Here is an 18,305-nt window from a genome sequence, read left to right as displayed (position 1 = left end):
TACTGTATTTCCTTTCCTCTATCCACAACCTAAAAAAGTTCCCGCTCAAACAATTTACTGAATGAGCTCATCAAAATGAATGATGCGATCACTAATTCTTTTTAATAAATATTGATCATGACTAATAGCAAGGATTCCAATCTCACGCTGTTTGGCTATCTCTAAAACGGTTTGCCAAATCTGTGCTTGGTTGACAGCATCCAACATTGTTGTTATTTCATCAGCAATTAAATACTTTGTTGCGGGCCTAAATGCTCGCGCCAGACAAAAACGTTGTAATTCTCCTCCCGATATTTCACTTGGATAACGAGACAACCAATCTTCTTGAATATCCAGAACATTTAAAAGCGGTTTTTCTGGAATACCACCTTCAGATAAGGTCTTCCTCATTCTCCATCGCGGATTAACAGCTTTTTCCGGATGCTGCAAGATTAATTGGACGGGATGTACCCCCTTGATCGGGTAAGGGACATTATCTACTGTTACACTACCCTGATTTTGTTTTAAAAAACCCGCCATTATTCTTGCTAACGTAGATTTTCCTGATCCACTTTTTCCAAATAGGCCGACTACTTCGCCTGGGTGAACATGAAGATCGATCTGGCGAAATAACCAGGTTTGGTTTGGATAATGATAACCGACTCCATTCGCTTTAAGCATGAAAGCACCTCACCATTCCATGATTCAAAGATCGATCTTGTGGTTGCTTTTGTTTACATATCGTGGTCGCCAGTGGACATTTTGACGCAAAAACACAACCATCTAAAGTAGTGCCTGTTGCTGGTTGAGAGCCTGGTAATGGCTTAAACTCATTCTGGGGAAGGGAATTCCATAATGCCTTTGTATAGGGATGTCGAAGTCGTTCCCCTTTTCCAGCAAAATCTTCAATATTGGCGATTTCAACTGTTTGGCCCGCATAAAAAACAGCAATTTTGTCCGCTATTTCTAGGGCTGCCATAATATCATGGGTAATAAACATAACCCCTTTTCCTTCATTAGCTAACTGCTTTATATATCGGATCGTTTCATCTCGGGCATGTTCATCCAATCCAGGTGTTGGTTCATCTGCAATAATCAGTTTAGCATGACTAGCCATAGCTATAGTCACCAATACTCTTCTTGCCATACCTCCCGATAATTCAAACGGATACTGATCCCCTGCTTCACTTGCTAATCCCACTCTCCGAAAAAGTTCCTGTTGAATCTTTTTCTTGTTTTTCCCCTTTATCACCGTTTGAACCTGTTTTCCCGCTTTCATTAACGGATCAAGAGCATTCGTTGATTGTGGAATAAGGGCAATTTCTTTTCCTCTCAGGTCTTCTTGTCTTTTAGGTGTTAAGGCTTCCCCTTCGTACAAAATAACTCCACCTGTTTCCGCATTTTCAGGTAATATTCCTAAAACAGCGTTAGCTAGTAAGCTTTTTCCTGATCCACTTGCCCCAACAATTGCCACAATTTCTCTTTTGTGGATCGTTAAGTCAAACTTACTAATAGCTTGAATTCTTGATTCCTGCCATCCTTTTTGATATTGACGAAAGACAAGCGAAAGCTGCTTCACTTCAAATAAAGGTGGCCCTTTCCGTGCTTCTCCAATCATTGATCGTTTCTTTGAAATCACACTCTCACCTCTCCCTAAAAACCTTTGCCATGGAAAGGATCATTCCATTTCCGAATATTTCGGCCGATTATATCAAAAAGTCCTACCATGACTAATAAAGATACTCCTGGAAAAAAGGCTAGCCACCACATACCTGTGGATAAGTAGCGCATAGCTTCGGATAATATAATACCAATAGCCGGTGTTTCTGAAGATAAACCAAATCCCAAAAATGTGACAGCGGCTTCGTGTAAAATGGCATGAGGAAAGAGTAAAACAAAGCCAACAAAAAGCTGCGGGATGATATGTGGGAGAATATGATGGATCGCGGCCCATAAACGTGAATTCCCCAGCTTCAATGAAACAGCCACATAATCCGTTGTTGTAATTTGCAAAACTTCCGCCCTTAGCAATCGTGTCAGACTCGGCCAATGCGTAAGCGCCAATCCAATGACCACTCCTTTAAATCCTCCGCCTATCGCAAAGGAAATTAATATTAAGGTGACCATATGCGGCACACTAAGAAATAGGTCAATCACCCATGCCACTAGGGCATCCACCCTTTGATTTATTGAAGCGAGCATGCTTAATATAAGGGCAATCAGGGTACTTACAAACGCAGCTAACAGGCCAACCCCAAGACTCAAAGACAGACCCTTCAATGTCCTTGCTAACATATCCCTTCCTAGCCAATCGGTTCCAAAAGGATGCTCCCATGAAGGAGGACTATTCTTTGTTGTTAAATTCACCCCAAGTTTGTCTGAATCGATAAAGAATCCACTTACAATTAAGCTTACTAATAGGATAGTTGCGATACATACTACGGCCACTATCCTTCGACGAATATTTCCTGTTCTTGGAATAGATGTACGTGAATTCATCTCCCTCCCCTCCTTCTTAATCGGGGGTCAATGAATTGATATAATAGATCTGCCGTCAGATTGCCAGTAAAGACAAAAAGAGTACTAAATAATACAATCCCTAAAAGGAGTGGAACATCTCCCCCTAAACCAGCCTGTACAATCGCTTGCCCAAGACCTGGAAATGAAAATACTTGTTCCGCTAAAATAGCACCGCCAAATAATTCACCAAAAGAGGCAAAATGCAAGGAGACCGCCGGAAGGGAAATATTCCGCATACCATGTCTAAAGAGCAAAAGGAAGCCTCGCTCACCTTTTGCTCTGGCAAATCGAATAAACTCACTTTGCAAAACTTCGACTAATTTTTGCCTTGTATGTAAAGCTACATTCGCTACACCTAAAATACTAAGTGTTAAGGCCGGTAAAAATAAATGCCGTAACCGTTCAGCCAAAGACACATCTTCCGTTAAAACACCCGCGGGGGATACAAGCCCAACTGGAAACCAGCCTAACCATACGGAGAATACGATTAAAAGCAATAATCCTAACCAAAAAGCAGGAGTGGAAGCGAGGAGGAAACAATATCCTTTGATCAATCGATCCAAGATGGCTCCTTCTCGCATTCCAGCAATTATTCCCAAGATAAAACCGATAACACCAGACAAAAGCCAAGCAATCCCCATTAAGGACAAAGAAGCGACAAAACGTTCACCAATCACACTCACCACTGGAGCTCGGTAAATTAAAGAGGTACCAAGGTTTCCGTGTAAAACGGCTTTTCCCCAATTAAAAAATTGCTCGATACGAGAGTCATTTAACCCCCAGTATTCCGCAATGTTTTCTCGTTGCTCTGGACTAACTCGGATCATATCGGCCCCAACATATGTCTGTACTGGATCAATAGGGGAATGGCTAACAAGTATAAAAGATATTGAACACGTTGCTAAAAGTAAGGTTACTAGTTTAAATATTTTCTGAAAGCCAAACACAGCTATTTGTTTGATAAGCCATTCCTCCCATTCTTTTTATTCTTTCCACTGCCATTCTTCGATAAAGTCGGTCACAGGCCACCCATGACCATGTGGTTGTACTTTTTGCTCCCCGATTTCTAAATCATCACGAACAAAATACAGATGTTTAAGATTGACTAACCACACCCAAGGTGCGTCTCCTTCAACAGAAAAACCTGTTTCTCCATCCCATTGAGCTTTCATCCAAAACGCATTGGCTTCATCTTGATTATTCGCTTGTATCGCTTTATTCAAATATTTATCTACAACTGAATTATAGTAATAATTGGCATTGTAAAAACCCTGTCCTCTTGTTTCACCACTATAAATATCATACATTTCCAACGGATCATGACTTCCCCACCCCATCATCACCGGGTTGGCATGCATGAGCCTTTCTAAATCATTCCAACTTTTATCTTCTGTTTTAATTGAGATCCCCAACGGACGTACCATATCAGCAAAAGCTAATGACAAGGATTGACGTATTTGATCGCCTGATGGATAAAGCAAGGTTAATTCAGCTTTCAAACCATCTTTTTCCCTAATGCCTTCCTTATTTTCCTTCCAACCAGCATTTTCTAACATCTCTTTAGCAGCATCCATCTTTCCATCTTCAAATATTGTATCTGGATTCCACCAAGGTAATTGGTCGGCAACAGAATAAGCAGGTGTCCCATATCCATCTAAAACGCCATTGACTAGAGACTTACGATCCACAGCAATATTTAGCGCTTTTCTAATCGCTTCATCGGCAGTCACATCATTTCCAATTAAAGTACCATCCTCTAATTTTTCCTCTTTCACATAAGGAAGCATTACCCCTCGGTTATCAACACTCTCTAATTCTACCAAATGCAGTCCTGCTATATCTTCATCAGCAAATTCTGATGTAACAGCTGCGACATCTACTTCACCTGCTTTAGCCGCCGCAAATACAGCATCTTCTGATAAAAAAATAAACGTAAGTTTTTTAAAGAAAGGCTGTTTACCATAATAATAGGGATTGGATTGGACAATTAATTGCTGACCTTTATTCCATTGGACTAATTCAAACGGACCCGAACCAATGGGATGCTCATTATAGGAATCATTATAAGCATGTTCAGGTACAATTCCCATGGAAGCTAATAGATAGATAAAGGTAGATTGTGGATGCTTTAACTTAAATTGAATCGATTGGTCATCCAAAGCCTTCACTTTTTCTAAATTTGTCAGGTCAACAATGGAAGCACTTGATTTAGCGGTGTTAAATGTAAAGACAACATCCTTAGCTGTCAGTGGCTCTCCATCGGAAAACTTCACATCATCGCGAATGTTCACCGTCCATTCTAAGCCATCCTCACTAATCTCATACTTCACAGCTAAGTCATTTTGAATTTCAAAATCTTTGTCAAAAGTGAGTAATGTGCTTTGAAAAAGTGGTGAACCATAACGTCCCCAACCAGTAGTGGGATCGAACCCCTCATCTGGTTCACCACCGATTGCTAGTGTTAATTCGTCCTTTACATCCTTATCGGATGATTTTGGTGTCGCTGAATGAGTGTCGCCTGAATGGCTGCAAGACGCCAAAAGAATAAGGAAGAAAAACAACAATAAAACTTTCATAGCATGAACCTTTTTCATCTAGTCCCCTCCCTTAATGTACTAGTTATCTCTGTAGTTGTACGTAAGCCTGCAGAAAGCGGATCAGAACGGCGTCGCAACAAGACGTTGCGCTCTCAGCCGTCTTCCGCATTTTAATTTAATATTTTCTTAGGAAGCTTGGTTTTGATTGGAACCATTCCAAACTTATTGCATGATGGCAAGCTGTAATGATACGTTCAATCAATTGGGTAGAATTGGCCATTATTCGAATAGATAGTCCTTCTGTAGTAAGTCTAGAAATGCCAGCTCTAAAGTCTCCATCCATTTGGTCGATTGTGTTATATAATGTTTCGATGAATTCATCATTCACTTTTTCACTTATTGCAATTAGGGATCCTAAATGTGTATAACCTTCCATATGCCCAAGTCCATTCATCGGCTTTTCCTTTGGAGCTAGATGAAGGTGATCAAAGACAACGATCTCATCATTTACATATATTTTGTTAACCAGTCGAAGTGACTCGTAGCTGAAGTGTGTTCCTTCTGGTGACCACCCCGGCGTTAATATATCCGTATATAAAAATTCGGCCCCTTTTTCCATATAGACAATATTCTTTTGTACGTAACGGGCATTTTTATAAGCGATTAACGGGTCAGGTAAATACTCTAAATAACTCCCTTGCTTAAGATGAATTTCTGTTTCTTGATAAGCATGCTTGCTTGGTGTTTTATATATTTTGGTGGCTGATTGAGTCGTGAGAGTGACTTTTGCCTGTTCTTGGACAGACACCTTCATTTGATAGGTATCACCATTTAAATAACCGCCACCGGGATTTAAAATATAGTAACAAGGATGCTTTGATTGTTGATGATAGACGGGGCGCATAATTTTAAACGCCCCTTGAAAATACAAGTTTTTTGTAACGGATTTTCCTTGACGATTTTCTACGTCAAGCTGAAGGATTCCTGTCCAATCAGCCATTCTGTTCTAGGTCCTTTAAGAGAACATCCTTTACTATCCAGTCTATCACTTGATCAAGCCCCTGATTATCTTTTAAATTCGTGAATACAAATGGTTTATCACCACGGAATACTTTTGTATCAGATTCCATTACTTCCAAGCTCGCTCCCACATAAGGGGCTAGATCTGTCTTATTAATAATGAATAAATCCGATTTGATCATCCCTTGTCCACCTTTACGTGGAATCTTTTCTCCTTGAGCTACATCAATAATGTAGATGGAGAAATCAACCAATTCAGGACTAAAGGTAGCAGCTAAATTATCTCCGCCACTTTCAACAAAAATAAGTTCGACATCTGGATGTTTCTCTTCTAATTCCTCAATCGCAGCAAAGTTCATCGAAGCATCTTCTCGGATTGCCGTATGCGGGCATCCCCCCGTTTCCACTCCAATGATTCGATCTTCTGGTAGAATTCCATTTTTCACTAGGAATTTCGCATCTTCCTTTGTGTAAATATCATTTGTAATGACCGCCATACTAATTTCATCATGTAAATGGCGAGTTAACTTTTCAACTAACATCGTTTTTCCTGCACCAACAGGTCCACCTATTCCAATTTTAATTGTTTTCATCTATATTACACATCCTTCTCTTTAAAAATAAATCATTTATGACATAAAGATTCGAATATTCACTCTTTCATGTTGCATTTGCGATAATTCTAGTCCGGGAGAAACAACCCCAAAATCTTCTTCCTTTAGATTGTTGATCTCCCTTACTGCCTCGGTTAACTGGGTTTGAAAGCTATAAATAACTTTTTGTCCTGTTGTTTGTCCGAGCGGAATGGCCCGGACAGCATTTTGAACAAGGCCTGCGATAGTAGAATACAAATAATATAAAAGAATGGTATCTTTCTCTACGCGTAAGAAATGGCCTACCATAATAAATATGATAGCAGGGTGTCCATATGATTGTTTCTTTTTAATTCGATCTTGATAAATCGCTAAAATCGGTGCTTCGTACAAAGTTTCAGTGATTTTTAATAATCTTTCCCCAATCCGCTGGGTGCCTTCCCGCGTTTCTCTAGCAAGGTTTTGCACAGTTAGTAAACGATCAAATTTCCATACCGTTTCTAAATCATCTTGCTCCAATGCATCATATACAAGGGCAGCAGCGAGTCCATCGGAATAAACAAGCTGTTCATGTAAATAGACTTGAAGCCATTCAGAAAAGGTATCTGCATTATGAACAGTCCCCTTTTGAATATAACTCTCAAGACCAAATGAATGGCTGAAAGCCCCTGTCGGGAAATTTGAATCACATAATTGAAACAATGTTAAGGCATTATTCATGACTATGCCCAATATGGCGAAATGCCTGTTTTACTTTTCTTTCTTCACGCGTAAAAGGAATCCTTAATTCTTCTAATAATTCTTCTACGAGATAATCGTATTGGATAAGCATTTCATCTCCTTCAAATTGAGCAGGTAGATGACGATTACCTAATTGATGAGCAATATTTCCCATTTCATTAATGGAGCGGGGACGGATAATTAATAAATCATCAGAAAGAACATCGATGACAATCATATTTTGATCATCCATATACAACACATCCCCAGCTTCCAAATCACGTGGTTCAGTTAAACGAATTCCTAATTCTCGACCATGGTCTGTTTTGACCCGCTGAATTCTTTTTACTAAATGGGCGCTTTCAAGATAAACCTTTTCCATATGACGTCGTTTAATTTCATCCTGTCCTAAAGCATCAAGATTTGTTATCACTTTTTCAATGATCATTTTTTCACCTCAAAATAAGAAATAACGTTGACCCATTGGAACTTCATCAACAGGATCACATGTAATAAGTTCTCCGTTTATTTTTACTTCATATGTTTGCGGATCGACCTCAATATCGGGTGTCTCCGTATTTAATTTCATATCCTTTTTCGTCAAAGTACGAATTCCTCGAACGGGTAAGATGATCTTCTCTAACCCTAGTTTTTCATGGACTTTATCATCATAAGCTGCTTGCGAAATGAATGTAATCGAACTGCTTGGCAGAGCTTTCCCGACAGATGCATACATTGGACGATAAATCATCGGCTGTGGTGTAGGGATGGAGGCATTGGCGTCTCCCATTAAACTTTGCACAGCTAAGCCGTTCTTGAGGATCATTTCCGGTTTGGCCCCGAAAAATTTAGGATCCCACAGAACAAGATCAGCTATTTTACCAACCTCAATCGAACCAACATACTCAGAAATTCCATGGGTTATAGCTGGATTAATCGTATATTTAGCAATATACCGTTTCGCCCGATTGTTATCTGCGTACTCCTTATCCCCTTTCATAATGCCTAATTGCTTTTTCATTTTATCTGCTGTTTGCCAAGTTCTAAGTGCCACTTCTCCCACGCGTCCCATTGCTTGGGCATCTGAGCTTGTCATACTAAAAACGCCCATATCTTGTAAAATGTCCTCTGCAGCAATCGTCTCTCTCCGAATTCTTGAGTCAGCAAAGGCTATGTCCTCTGGAACGGATGGATTTAAATGGTGACAAACCATTAGCATATCTAGGTGTTCATCAATTGTATTAACTGTATACGGGAGGGTTGGATTGGTGGATGAAGGTAATACGTTCATCATCCCAGCCGATTTTATTAAGTCAGGAGCATGTCCTCCGCCAGCTCCTTCTGTATGATACATATGGATCACGCGATCTTTTACAGCTTTCATCGTGTTTTCCATAAATCCTCCTTCATTCAACGTATCCGCATGAAGGGCAACCTGAACGTCATATTTGTCAGCCACGCGAAGTGAATAATCTAATGAAGAAGTTGTTGCGCCCCAATCCTCATGGACCTTTAACCCAATTGCTCCGGCTCGTACTTGTTCTGCTAGTGGTTCCTCAGTCGCTGCATGGCCTTTTCCAGTTAAGCCAACATTGATTGGAAGCCCTTCTACTGCTTTTAGCATTCGATGGATATTCCACTCTCCGGGGGCTACTGTCGTTGCCCGGGATCCAGCTCCTGGACCTGTTCCTCCACCAATTAAAGTTGTCGTTCCAGCCGTTAAGGCGACATCTACTTGAGCTGGGTTGATGAAATGAACATGGGTATCAATCCCACCTGCAGTGACAATTTTCCCTTCACCAGCGATGACCTCAGTCGATGCACCAATGACAATATCGACATTGTCCATAATTAATGGATTTCCACTTTTACCAATTCCAGAAATTTTCCCGTCACGGATGCCAATATCAGCTTTGTATATACCGGTATAATCCAAAATAATGACATTGGTAATAATCGTATCAGGTACTCCATCCCCGCGTGTTGCTAATGGATGTTGCCCCATGCCATCTCGGATGACTTTCCCTCCACCAAATACGACTTCTTCCCCGTATGTTGTAAAGTCCTTCTCAATTTGAATAAATAAGTTTGTATCCGCCAAGCGAATAGAATCACCAGTCGTCGGGCCGTACATTTGTGCATATTGTTCCCTTGACATTTTAAAACTCATTACAATTCCCACCTTCTAATGGACCGTCCACTTTATTATTAAATCCATATACCTTTCGCTCTCCAGCATAATCAATTAATTCTACTTCTTTTTCATCACCTGGTTCGAAACGTACGGCAGCACCTGCTGGAATGTTTAGGCGCTTCCCATATGCTTCTTTGCGGTTAAATTTCATCGCCTCGTTTACCTCATAGAAATGAAAATGGGAACCGATCTGTACGGGGCGGTCTCCCGTATTAATAACCGTAACTTTTGAACTTTCTCGACCAGCATTACAAACGATCTCTTCTTCTTTTAATATATATTCTCCAGGAATCATCGATTATCCCACCCTTTCAGCATTAGCGAATCGGATCATGTACAGTAACGAGCTTGGTTCCGTCTGGAAAAGTAACTTCTACTTGAATATCATCAATCATTTCGGGAATCCCTTCCATGACATCATCTCTCGTTAAAATGGTTGCACCATACTCCATTAATTCCGCAACCGTTTTTCCATCCCTTGCTCCCTCCATGACTTCATATGTGATTAAAGCCATCGCTTCAGGGTGATTCAACTTTACTCCTCTTTGCTTTCTTCTTTTTGCAAGGTCTGCAGCCACTACGATTAATAGCTTATCTATTTCACGCGGCAATAATTGCATTATAAGTCCTCCTTCATGAATGCATATACATTTAAATATGTCCTTTTTCTTTATATCTGAATCGTTTAATAGCGAATTAGTTCATAAAGAAAGTAAATAACTCGCTACTTTCCAAAAATGCAATCAAAAACCTCGTACAAGATTTGTGAAAAGGGTAACAAATAGAATTGTTTTTGACTTACTAAATTGTTTGATTTTTTCAGACTGTTTTCTCCTTTTGTTTAGTTTCTTATAATGAAAATTTTAAAATCAGTTCGCTGTCCTCACTCCTTTCTTGATTTGTGAAACCAATAACAAAATAAAGCACTAATAAACCTTATTCTTAACGAAAAAAGCGCTGCATGTTGCCTAGATAAATATAATTTTTATTCTTAGGGTTTATCAAGTATGTGTCGTTCCATTATGAGTTGAGAAAGAGGTTCTCCTGAACGACAAATAGAGGAAGGTATTTCATTTACATCTGGTAGATCAACCAAGACGAATTGAGTATTATAGAATGATGATATCTTGCTTCTGAACCTAAGTCATAGGTAAGCTAATGAGATTTATTCAAATCGATTTATGGACAGCAATATTTTCTGTATCCCCCCTTCCATCATATGCAATGCTTTCGAGGAAATCGATTCATCTTCAACTTTGTCGCTAAATGCCAATGATCAAGTCTTAATGTGCAAGAATCATTTTCTACTCTATTCTACATAACACCGGAGGGAAATCAAGTTTAACGCATTTCCCATTAATTAATGCAGGAACCTCTCTAATAGGAGGTCTTTCAAAACAGGACACTTCTTAAACAAAGTGCCCTGTCCCATAAATAGTATAAGAACAGTTCAAAACCCATATTCTGCTTCTTTCACTTCACGGATCTTTTCATAGGTTTCTGCCAATACAATTGTATCTTCTACCAAACGTTCAATTCGGAATAATACATCATCATTTATAATTTCTTTTCGCTGGAAATCTTTTTCTTCGATAAAAACATATGTCTGAACAATTTGTGCTTTCATATAAGACAAGATTGGTTTTAATTGTTGTTCAGGTATTAGATAGTGCTTTGTTGATCCAGCTGTTATGATCATGCTTACTACTTTCTCCCGAAAAGCGCTTATAGGAAGCAAATCAAAGATATTTTTTAATGTCGCAGGAATGGATGCTTGGAAAATTGGAGTTCCAATGATAATTGCGTCTGCTTCCATAATCGTTTGCGCAACATATCTTGTATCCCCCTCGTATTCTAGGTAATTTCGTCCGTCACTAAATTCTACATCATAATCCGCTAGATCAATTACTGCTGAATCTATATGAGGATATTTTTCTTCGAGCGTTTTGATAGTATAATCGATCGCGGTTCTTGTTTTTGACCCCATTTTTGAGCCAGATAACCCAACAACTTTCACATTTCACACCTCTTCATTTTTAGCTGTATATTTCCGAATGGCTGGAAGAATTTCTGTACCAATGATCTCAATATTTTTCTTAACCTTGTCAAAGGGTACGCCGCCAAAATCAATTTGAGCAATATATCTTTGGTGGCCAAACACTTCATGCTGATAAAGTATTTTTTCAATGATTTGTTGCGGACTGCCGATATTCATAATACTATGCGGATCGGTCCCTTGGGCAAACAGTTGCTTTGAAAAGCCCTGTCCATTTGTGCGCTTCATACCCTCGTTGATATGAGGATAATATTCTCGTAGAGCCTGCTGGGATGTCTCCGCAGCATAGAAGAAGCCGGCCGTCGCAACAGGCAATTCAGATGGATCAAAGCCATTTTGTCTAGCTGCTTGACGATAAGCATCTACTGTGTGTTTAAAAACACTAGCTGGACCACCTAAATGCGCCATAAACATAGGTACACCAGCATAACCGGCTTTGATTGCACTTGCAGGAGATCCGCCAACTGCCCGCCAAATAGGTAATGAACCATTCTTTGGACGTGGAAGAATTTTTGCATTTTTTAATGGAGCCCGATATTCCCCACTCCAATTGACTACTTCCTCTTCATTCAATTTCCGCAATAACTCAAACTTCTCTTCATATAATTCTTCATAATCACGAAGATTATATCCGAGTAAATCAAATAATCCTACTCTAGATGCTCTGCCCGCAATAATTTCCGCACGCCCATTTGAAATTAAATCGATCGTTGCAAAATCTTCATAGACACGAACCGGGTCCGAAGTACTGATAATCGTAGAGGAACTGCCAATTTTTATTGTATCTGTCGCTTGAGCAATACTTGCCAGCACAACAGTGTGGGCTTGGGTGGCAAAATATTCTTGATGACTTTCCCCTACACTAAAAAAATCGATCCCTGCCTGTTCAGCTAATTTTGCATATTCAATTATTTCATGAACACGTTCACTCGCTGAGACTCTCTCGCCTGTTGAAGGATTTGGTAGATGATCACCTAATGTATAAATCCCAAATTCTAAGCCATTATGGGGATTGATGCGATATGTTTCCATTTATTTTTCACCTCAATAATGATAATTACTATGAACATAAAAGATTCTTTTCATTTTATCCTCGCTATGCTATTGTAGTTGATAATGACTATAAAGAGAAGTACGCACTTATAAGATACATAGTATACAAATGGATACTAAGGAGGAGAACCTATGGAAAAAGTTCCAGAAGAATGCCGTGTTGAAGATGCTCTTAGTATTTTAGTTGGGAAATGGAAGCCGATTATTTTATTGCATTTATTACAGGAAGGAACAAAACGTTTTAGTGAACTTAAACGTAGTATGCCTGGAATTACTCAGAAAATGCTCACAAAGCAACTGCGTGAATTAGAGGAAGAAGATATCGTAGAACGTGTTGTATATCCTCAAGTCCCTCCAAAGGTCGAATATTCTGTGACAGAATATGGAAAAGGCCTAGAGCCTATTTTGGAAGCGATGCATGAATGGGGGAGCAAGCATACACAGCATAAGAAGCAAAAAATAGATCAGCAAAACGCATAAAAGTGCATTTTGTTAAGTCGAAAACACACTTAAGCTTTAAGAAAAGCAGCTCGTAAACGCCTAGCAACAGCTCGTTAGCAGTGAGTCATGACTCGTAAGGGGGCAAATGCCTGCTACAGCAGTGCTCTTGGAATGGATTAGCCTAGCTTTCGTGCTAAAACAAAAAGGGTATCCAATCAACTTGTTGGATATCCCTTTTCTGTATTATTTTTCGATCGGTTTTAGTTTAAATTGATAGTGATAGGTTTGATCAGCATATAATGTGAATTCTGGATGTGTTTTTTGACTCCAACTATCATCGCCGCCTACACCCATTTGTTTATAGTTAACCCGAACAACGGTTTTATCCGTTTCCGGTAATTTGTATGAGTGGCTTGCTTCTTCGAGCTCTGCTGGTAGGTATGGAAGAACGTTTACTTCTATTCTAGGCATGCCAGTGATTTTCAAACCTCTCCCCTGTTCATCTGTTACAGAAGCCCATCTGACATCTGTTTTATTCCCACATTCTTGTGGTTTAAGATAAGGGACATATTGGTCCTTTACTTTTCCTTGATAGAGACCAATCTTGGCACTTTTCTTCTTATCCCAATAATTTTCGTGCGGCCCTTTTCCATACCAATCAATGTTGTCAAATTTCTCATCCATCGTAAATAGCATGCCTACTTCAGGGATTTCTGGTAGGTTTTCTCCCGGAATTAATGTAGAATCAACAACTATTTCTCCGGATTGATTGATCGTATAGATTACTTCAACAGTTGATTTAGTTAGGGTCGGTAATTGATAGTTTACGGACACGATAGCTTGATTTTCAATTGTTTCCACTCCAAAGCTTTGAAGTTTTCGATTGGCTCCAGCTTCCCTCCATGTTGCACTACGCTCGTCTAGCTTGCTCCCTTTATCATTGTCTGTCATCGCTCTCCAGTAATGAGGGTGTAAGGGTGATTTCAACAATTCTTCACCGGCAAATTGATAGGATACTAGATCGCCTGTTTCTTTTTGAAAACGCACTTTAAAGTTCTCACCCTCGATATCCCATTCAGTTGTTCCTTCTTCTACTTTTAAAGATCCATGTTGAACAGCTTCATTCTTAAGTGGATGTCCACGAAGGATAAATTGCTCAAAGGCAACCTCATGCCCTGTCTCTGCCCAAATAGAAGACTCTTTGGTTACAAGACGAATGGTTAAAACAAGTTCCCCTTTTTCCATAATCTCATCTGACTTAAAACCAAGTTCAATATTTTGTGTTTCCAGTGGGGCCACATCGATATCGACTTCCCCAGTCCTAACTTGTTTTCCATCTGCTAAAACTTCATAGCGCAATGTATATTCTTTTAAATTAGTAAAAAGATTTTTATTCCAAATTTGAACGATTCCTTTATTAAGATCGACCGCTTTAAACTCAACATTTTGATAGCATTTTTTTACTTCAACTAGCTTTGGTGTAATGGTACCGTCTGCGAAAATAAGACCGTTTCCAGAAAAATTCCCATCATGCGGCGATTCTCCAAAATCTCCTCCATAGGCTAAAAATTCAATACCATCCACTGTTTTGGTTCGTAAAGCTTGATCACGCCAATCCCAAATGAATGCTCCTTGCAGAATCGGATACTGATCAAATAGTTCCGTATATTGATATAAATTTCCATTCGAATTTCCCATCGCATGGCTATACTCACATATTATATATGGCTTGGCCGGTTGATCTGAGGCCTCTGCTTCAAGGGCATATTTCTCTACTTCAGCAGGAGCCTTATACATTGTACTCTCAATATCAGAAGCTGCATCAGACGGGCGATAATGGAATACGCCTTCATAATGAACTAAACGAGTTGGATCATTATCTTTAAAGAATTGATACATCTTTAAAAAATTATCGCCGCCAAAGGACTCGTTTCCTAAGGACCAGATAATAATCGATGGATGGTTTTTATCGCGTTGGAACATCGAATTACAGCGATCTAACACATTCTCTGTCCACTCTGGCTTACTACCGGGAACGGTATCCTCAAGCTCCTTCTGTCCATATCTCCAAGTCCCATGTGTTTCTAGATTGTTTTCATCAATCACATATAATCCATATTGATCACATAGCTCATACAAATACGGGTTATTGGGATAGTGCGAGGTCCGAACCGAATTTATGTTGTATTGTTTCATTAATTTAACATCATGAACCATATCCTCATAATTGATCGCTCTGCCTTTGTCTGCATGAAACTCATGGCGGTTCACACCCTTAAATACGATACGTTTCCCGTTAATTTTCATTAAACCATCTTTCAACTCAAATTTACGGAAACCGACTTTACAACTGACTGCCTCTAGTATGTTGCCCTTTTCATCCTTTAGATACAGAACAAGTGTATATAAATTCGGATGTTCTGCACTCCATTTGCGGGGATTCTCAATAAGAACACTCGTATGTATCTCACGGATATCTTGCTGATCAACATGAAGCTCAAGTAAAGCAGGATCCTTCATCACTTGCTGCTGATTGTGATCATATAGCTCCGCACCAAACGTAATATTTGCCTTTCGTTCCTTTACATAATTATGAATCTTGGCTTCAATATTCAATTCTGCATCATGATACTGGTCGTCTAAATCCGTCTGAACAAAGAAGTCTTGAATATGAACCACTGGCGTCGTATAAAGATAGACATCTCTAAAAATCCCGCTCAAACGCCAGAAATCTTGGTCCTCAAGCCAGCTTGCATCACTCCAACGATAAACCTCGACAGCAATTTTATTTTCGCCTTCTTTTAAATAAGGAGTGAGATTAAATTCCGCTGGTGTGAATGTATCTTCACTATAACCCACAAACTCCCCATTCACCCAAACATAAAAGGCTGACTCCACACCAGCAAAATGAATATAGACAGGCTGATCTTGCCAATGATCGGGAACTGTAAACGTTTGAATATATTGGCCAACTGGATTATATTTCGTCGGCGCAAATGGTGGTTCAATATCTTCGGTCTCGCTCCAAGGGTAGCGTACATTTGTATATTGAGGATAGTCATATCCTTCTAATTGCCAATGAGATGGGACATGAATCGTGTCCCAATGACTACTATCAAAATCTACTTGATAAAAATCTAAAATTCTCGTTTTCGGCGTTTCAGAGAACGAAAATTTCCATTGTCCATTCAATGATTGATAATTTTTAGAAGATTGACGTTGCCCCTGCACTGCCTCATCCACTGTATCGAACGGCATCAGTGTAGCATGGGCCTCACACCGATTCAATTGAAAAATTTCCGGATTATTATTCCACTCTGGATAGCCATTTTTCGGCGGTGTGTAGTGAAATTTCTCTACGTTTTTTAACATGACCTAACCTTCTTTCTATGGGGCCTGTCCCCCACCAGGGTAATGCGTTAATACAGTGGGGGTCAGGCCCCGAATTTTTACTTCACTGATCCCATCATACCAGCCACGAAGTGTTTTTGCATTAGGAAAAATACTAAGGCTGTTGGTAGGGTACCGATTACGATTGCCATCATAATGACGCCGAAATCTGGTGAGTATCCTGAACCCAAGTTAGAGATAAGCAGTGGGATTGTTTGTTTTTCAGGTGATTGTAAAACAACTAAGGGCCATAGATAATTATTCCAGCTATTCATAAAGGTAATAATTGCAGCTGCTGCATAGGCTGTTTTCATGGAAGGCATAAAGATCCGGAAAAAGACTCCTATTTCTGACAGTCCATCCATGCGTCCAGCTTCTACCAATTCTTTTGCAAACATTTTTGTATTTTGCCGAAAGAAAAAGATAAGATATGCCGTTGTAATGGTTGGCAAAGCAGCCGCAGCTAATGTGTCAATTCCAATCAATGGTACTGTTGTTGAAATCCCTCCAAACATCCGATAGAGAGGAACCATTAAAGCAGCAAATGGAATCATCATTGATAACAACAAAACATTAAAAAGAACATCCTTCTTTTTACTTCGGTAAATTTCAAAACCATAACCTGCTAATGACCCAATAATCAAGGCCATAATAGTCGTACCAATCGCGATCAGCGCCGAGTTCGTTAAGGCTGTCCCCATATCAGCTGTATCAAATAGATTTTTCATATTTTCAAATAAGTTGCCTCCTGGGAGCAAACGGCCTTTCGCTACATCACTCGATGTATTGGTTGCACTAATGATCATCCATAAAAATGGAAAAATAGAGATGAATGCAGCTATCGATAAGAAAAAATACGCTAAAACTCTTTTAATTATAGTCACTTTCTATCACCTGCCACTTTAAATTGTAAGGCTGAGAATAAGACAATTAAAATGACAATGACAAAGGAAACAGCTGCTGCATAGCCAAAGTCAGGAGTATATTTAAAGGATAAATTATAAATATATTGAGAAATGGAAACCGTCGCATTCCCTGGCCCACCTTTTGTGATATTCATAATTTCATCGAATAATTGCAGTGTTCCAATCGTTGACGTAATCGATGTAAATAGAATAATCGGTTTTAAGACTGGAACAGTAATCTTTGTAAAAACTTGGAATGCATTTGCTCCGTCCATTCTCGCAGCTTCATAGATCGATTGATCAATATTTTGTAAACCCGATAAATAGAAAATCATATTATACCCTGTCCAACGCCATGTAATCGCAATAATAATGGTCACTTTTGCTAATAGTGGATCCGTTAACCATTGTATCGGTTCTGATATTAACGAGATACTCAGTAAGAATTGATTGATAATCCCATCTTGCCCAAACAAATACTTAAAAATTATGGAATAGGCAACAAGTGAAGTCACAGCTGGTAAAAAGATCGCTGTGCGGAAAAATCCCTTAAGTTTTAATTTCGGATCGTTTAGTAACACTGAAAAAATCAATGCTAAAACGATCATAATTGGAACCTGAAAGATCAAATAAATAAATGTGTTTTTTATGGCGGCAATAAAGGTCGGATCTCCAAATAATCGAGCGTAATTACTAAATCCAACAAACTCTAAATTATTCCCCATCCCTGATTTAAAGGATAAAATGAAAGCTTGAATCATCGGATAAAAATAGAATAAGACGATGAAAAATGTAGCTATTAAAACAAACGACCAACCAATCGTATGATTCCTAAATCTATTACTCATTATTCTCACTCCTCGTATGGAAAGCGCTAGCGCCTAAAAGGAAGAGTAG

Annotated in this window: 18 protein-coding genes; 1 reads left to right on the top strand and 17 read right to left on the bottom strand. The window is 39.3% G+C overall.

Going from position 1 to position 18,305, the window contains the following annotated elements:
• Positions 1-54 precede the first annotated feature (54 nt).
• From IPU53_RS12130 to IPU53_RS12065, 14 genes are all read right to left on the bottom strand, one after another.
• Entirely contained in the window at positions 55-660 is a 606-nt protein-coding gene (locus IPU53_RS12130) for an ABC transporter ATP-binding protein (RefSeq protein ID WP_207451029.1), read from the bottom strand.
• Complete coding sequence (locus IPU53_RS12125; RefSeq protein ID WP_313886480.1) at positions 653-1,618, bottom strand: ABC transporter ATP-binding protein; 966 nt, start codon at positions 1,616-1,618, stop codon at positions 653-655. The genes IPU53_RS12130 and IPU53_RS12125 overlap by 8 nt, the downstream gene beginning before the upstream one ends.
• A 14-nt stretch (positions 1,619-1,632) precedes the next feature.
• Positions 1,633-2,478, bottom strand: a complete 846-nt coding sequence (locus IPU53_RS12120) for an ABC transporter permease (RefSeq protein WP_207451027.1) — start codon at positions 2,476-2,478, stop codon at positions 1,633-1,635.
• Entirely contained in the window at positions 2,475-3,326 is an 852-nt protein-coding gene (locus IPU53_RS12115; protein WP_242698249.1) for an ABC transporter permease, read from the bottom strand. The genes IPU53_RS12120 and IPU53_RS12115 overlap by 4 nt, the downstream gene beginning before the upstream one ends.
• 156 nt (positions 3,327-3,482) lie before the next feature.
• Positions 3,483-5,093 carry an ABC transporter substrate-binding protein gene (locus IPU53_RS12110; protein ID WP_242698248.1) on the bottom strand — a complete coding sequence of 537 codons (1,611 nt, stop codon included), beginning with the start codon at positions 5,091-5,093 and terminating at the stop codon, positions 3,483-3,485.
• Positions 5,094-5,211: 118 nt separating this feature from the next.
• Positions 5,212-6,036 carry an urease accessory protein UreD gene (locus IPU53_RS12105; RefSeq protein WP_207451025.1) on the bottom strand — a complete coding sequence of 275 codons (825 nt, stop codon included), beginning with the start codon at positions 6,034-6,036 and terminating at the stop codon, positions 5,212-5,214.
• Positions 6,029-6,649, bottom strand: a complete 621-nt coding sequence (gene ureG / locus IPU53_RS12100; RefSeq protein ID WP_207451023.1) for an urease accessory protein UreG — start codon at positions 6,647-6,649, stop codon at positions 6,029-6,031. The genes IPU53_RS12105 and ureG overlap by 8 nt, the downstream gene beginning before the upstream one ends.
• A gap of 36 nt (positions 6,650-6,685) precedes the next feature.
• Entirely contained in the window at positions 6,686-7,369 is a 684-nt protein-coding gene (locus IPU53_RS12095; protein WP_207451021.1) for an urease accessory protein UreF, read from the bottom strand.
• A complete protein-coding gene (gene ureE / locus IPU53_RS12090; RefSeq protein ID WP_207451019.1) occupies positions 7,362-7,817 on the bottom strand; it encodes an urease accessory protein UreE in 456 nt (151 codons plus the stop codon). The genes IPU53_RS12095 and ureE overlap by 8 nt, the downstream gene beginning before the upstream one ends.
• 9 nt (positions 7,818-7,826) lie before the next feature.
• Complete coding sequence (gene ureC, locus IPU53_RS12085; protein ID WP_207451017.1) at positions 7,827-9,539, bottom strand: urease subunit alpha; 1,713 nt, start codon at positions 9,537-9,539, stop codon at positions 7,827-7,829.
• Positions 9,529-9,858: an urease subunit beta gene (locus IPU53_RS12080; RefSeq protein WP_207451015.1), complete on the bottom strand. Its 330-nt coding sequence runs from the start codon at positions 9,856-9,858 to the stop codon at positions 9,529-9,531. The genes ureC and IPU53_RS12080 overlap by 11 nt, the downstream gene beginning before the upstream one ends.
• A gap of 22 nt (positions 9,859-9,880) precedes the next feature.
• A complete protein-coding gene (locus IPU53_RS12075; protein ID WP_207451007.1) occupies positions 9,881-10,183 on the bottom strand; it encodes an urease subunit gamma in 303 nt (100 codons plus the stop codon).
• A gap of 830 nt (positions 10,184-11,013) precedes the next feature.
• Positions 11,014-11,580, bottom strand: coding sequence for an NADPH-dependent FMN reductase (locus IPU53_RS12070; protein WP_207451005.1), 567 nt, complete (start codon positions 11,578-11,580; stop codon positions 11,014-11,016).
• A gap of 3 nt (positions 11,581-11,583) precedes the next feature.
• Entirely contained in the window at positions 11,584-12,651 is a 1,068-nt protein-coding gene (locus tag IPU53_RS12065) for an LLM class flavin-dependent oxidoreductase (protein ID WP_207451003.1), read from the bottom strand.
• Between the two features lie 153 nt (positions 12,652-12,804).
• Between IPU53_RS12065 and IPU53_RS12060 the strand changes: the two genes are divergently transcribed.
• Complete coding sequence (locus IPU53_RS12060; protein WP_207451001.1) at positions 12,805-13,152, top strand: winged helix-turn-helix transcriptional regulator; 348 nt, start codon at positions 12,805-12,807, stop codon at positions 13,150-13,152.
• Between the two features lie 204 nt (positions 13,153-13,356).
• Here IPU53_RS12060 and IPU53_RS12055 read toward each other — a convergent pair whose 3' ends face one another.
• From IPU53_RS12055 to IPU53_RS12045, 3 genes are all read right to left on the bottom strand, one after another.
• Entirely contained in the window at positions 13,357-16,485 is a 3,129-nt protein-coding gene (locus IPU53_RS12055) for a glycoside hydrolase family 2 TIM barrel-domain containing protein (RefSeq protein ID WP_207450999.1), read from the bottom strand.
• A gap of 77 nt (positions 16,486-16,562) precedes the next feature.
• Positions 16,563-17,387: a carbohydrate ABC transporter permease gene (locus IPU53_RS12050; RefSeq protein WP_207450997.1), complete on the bottom strand. Its 825-nt coding sequence runs from the start codon at positions 17,385-17,387 to the stop codon at positions 16,563-16,565.
• A complete protein-coding gene (locus tag IPU53_RS12045) occupies positions 17,384-18,256 on the bottom strand; it encodes a carbohydrate ABC transporter permease (protein WP_207450995.1) in 873 nt (290 codons plus the stop codon). The genes IPU53_RS12050 and IPU53_RS12045 overlap by 4 nt, the downstream gene beginning before the upstream one ends.
• Between the last annotated feature and the right edge of the window lie 49 nt (positions 18,257-18,305).

Source organism: Bacillus sp. SD088 (genome assembly GCF_017355205.1).
In the GTDB taxonomy this organism is placed as follows: domain Bacteria; phylum Bacillota; class Bacilli; order Bacillales; family Bacillaceae_C; genus Lederbergia.
Note: the sequence above shows the minus strand (reverse complement) of the source record. Positions and strands in the feature narration are given on the sequence as shown.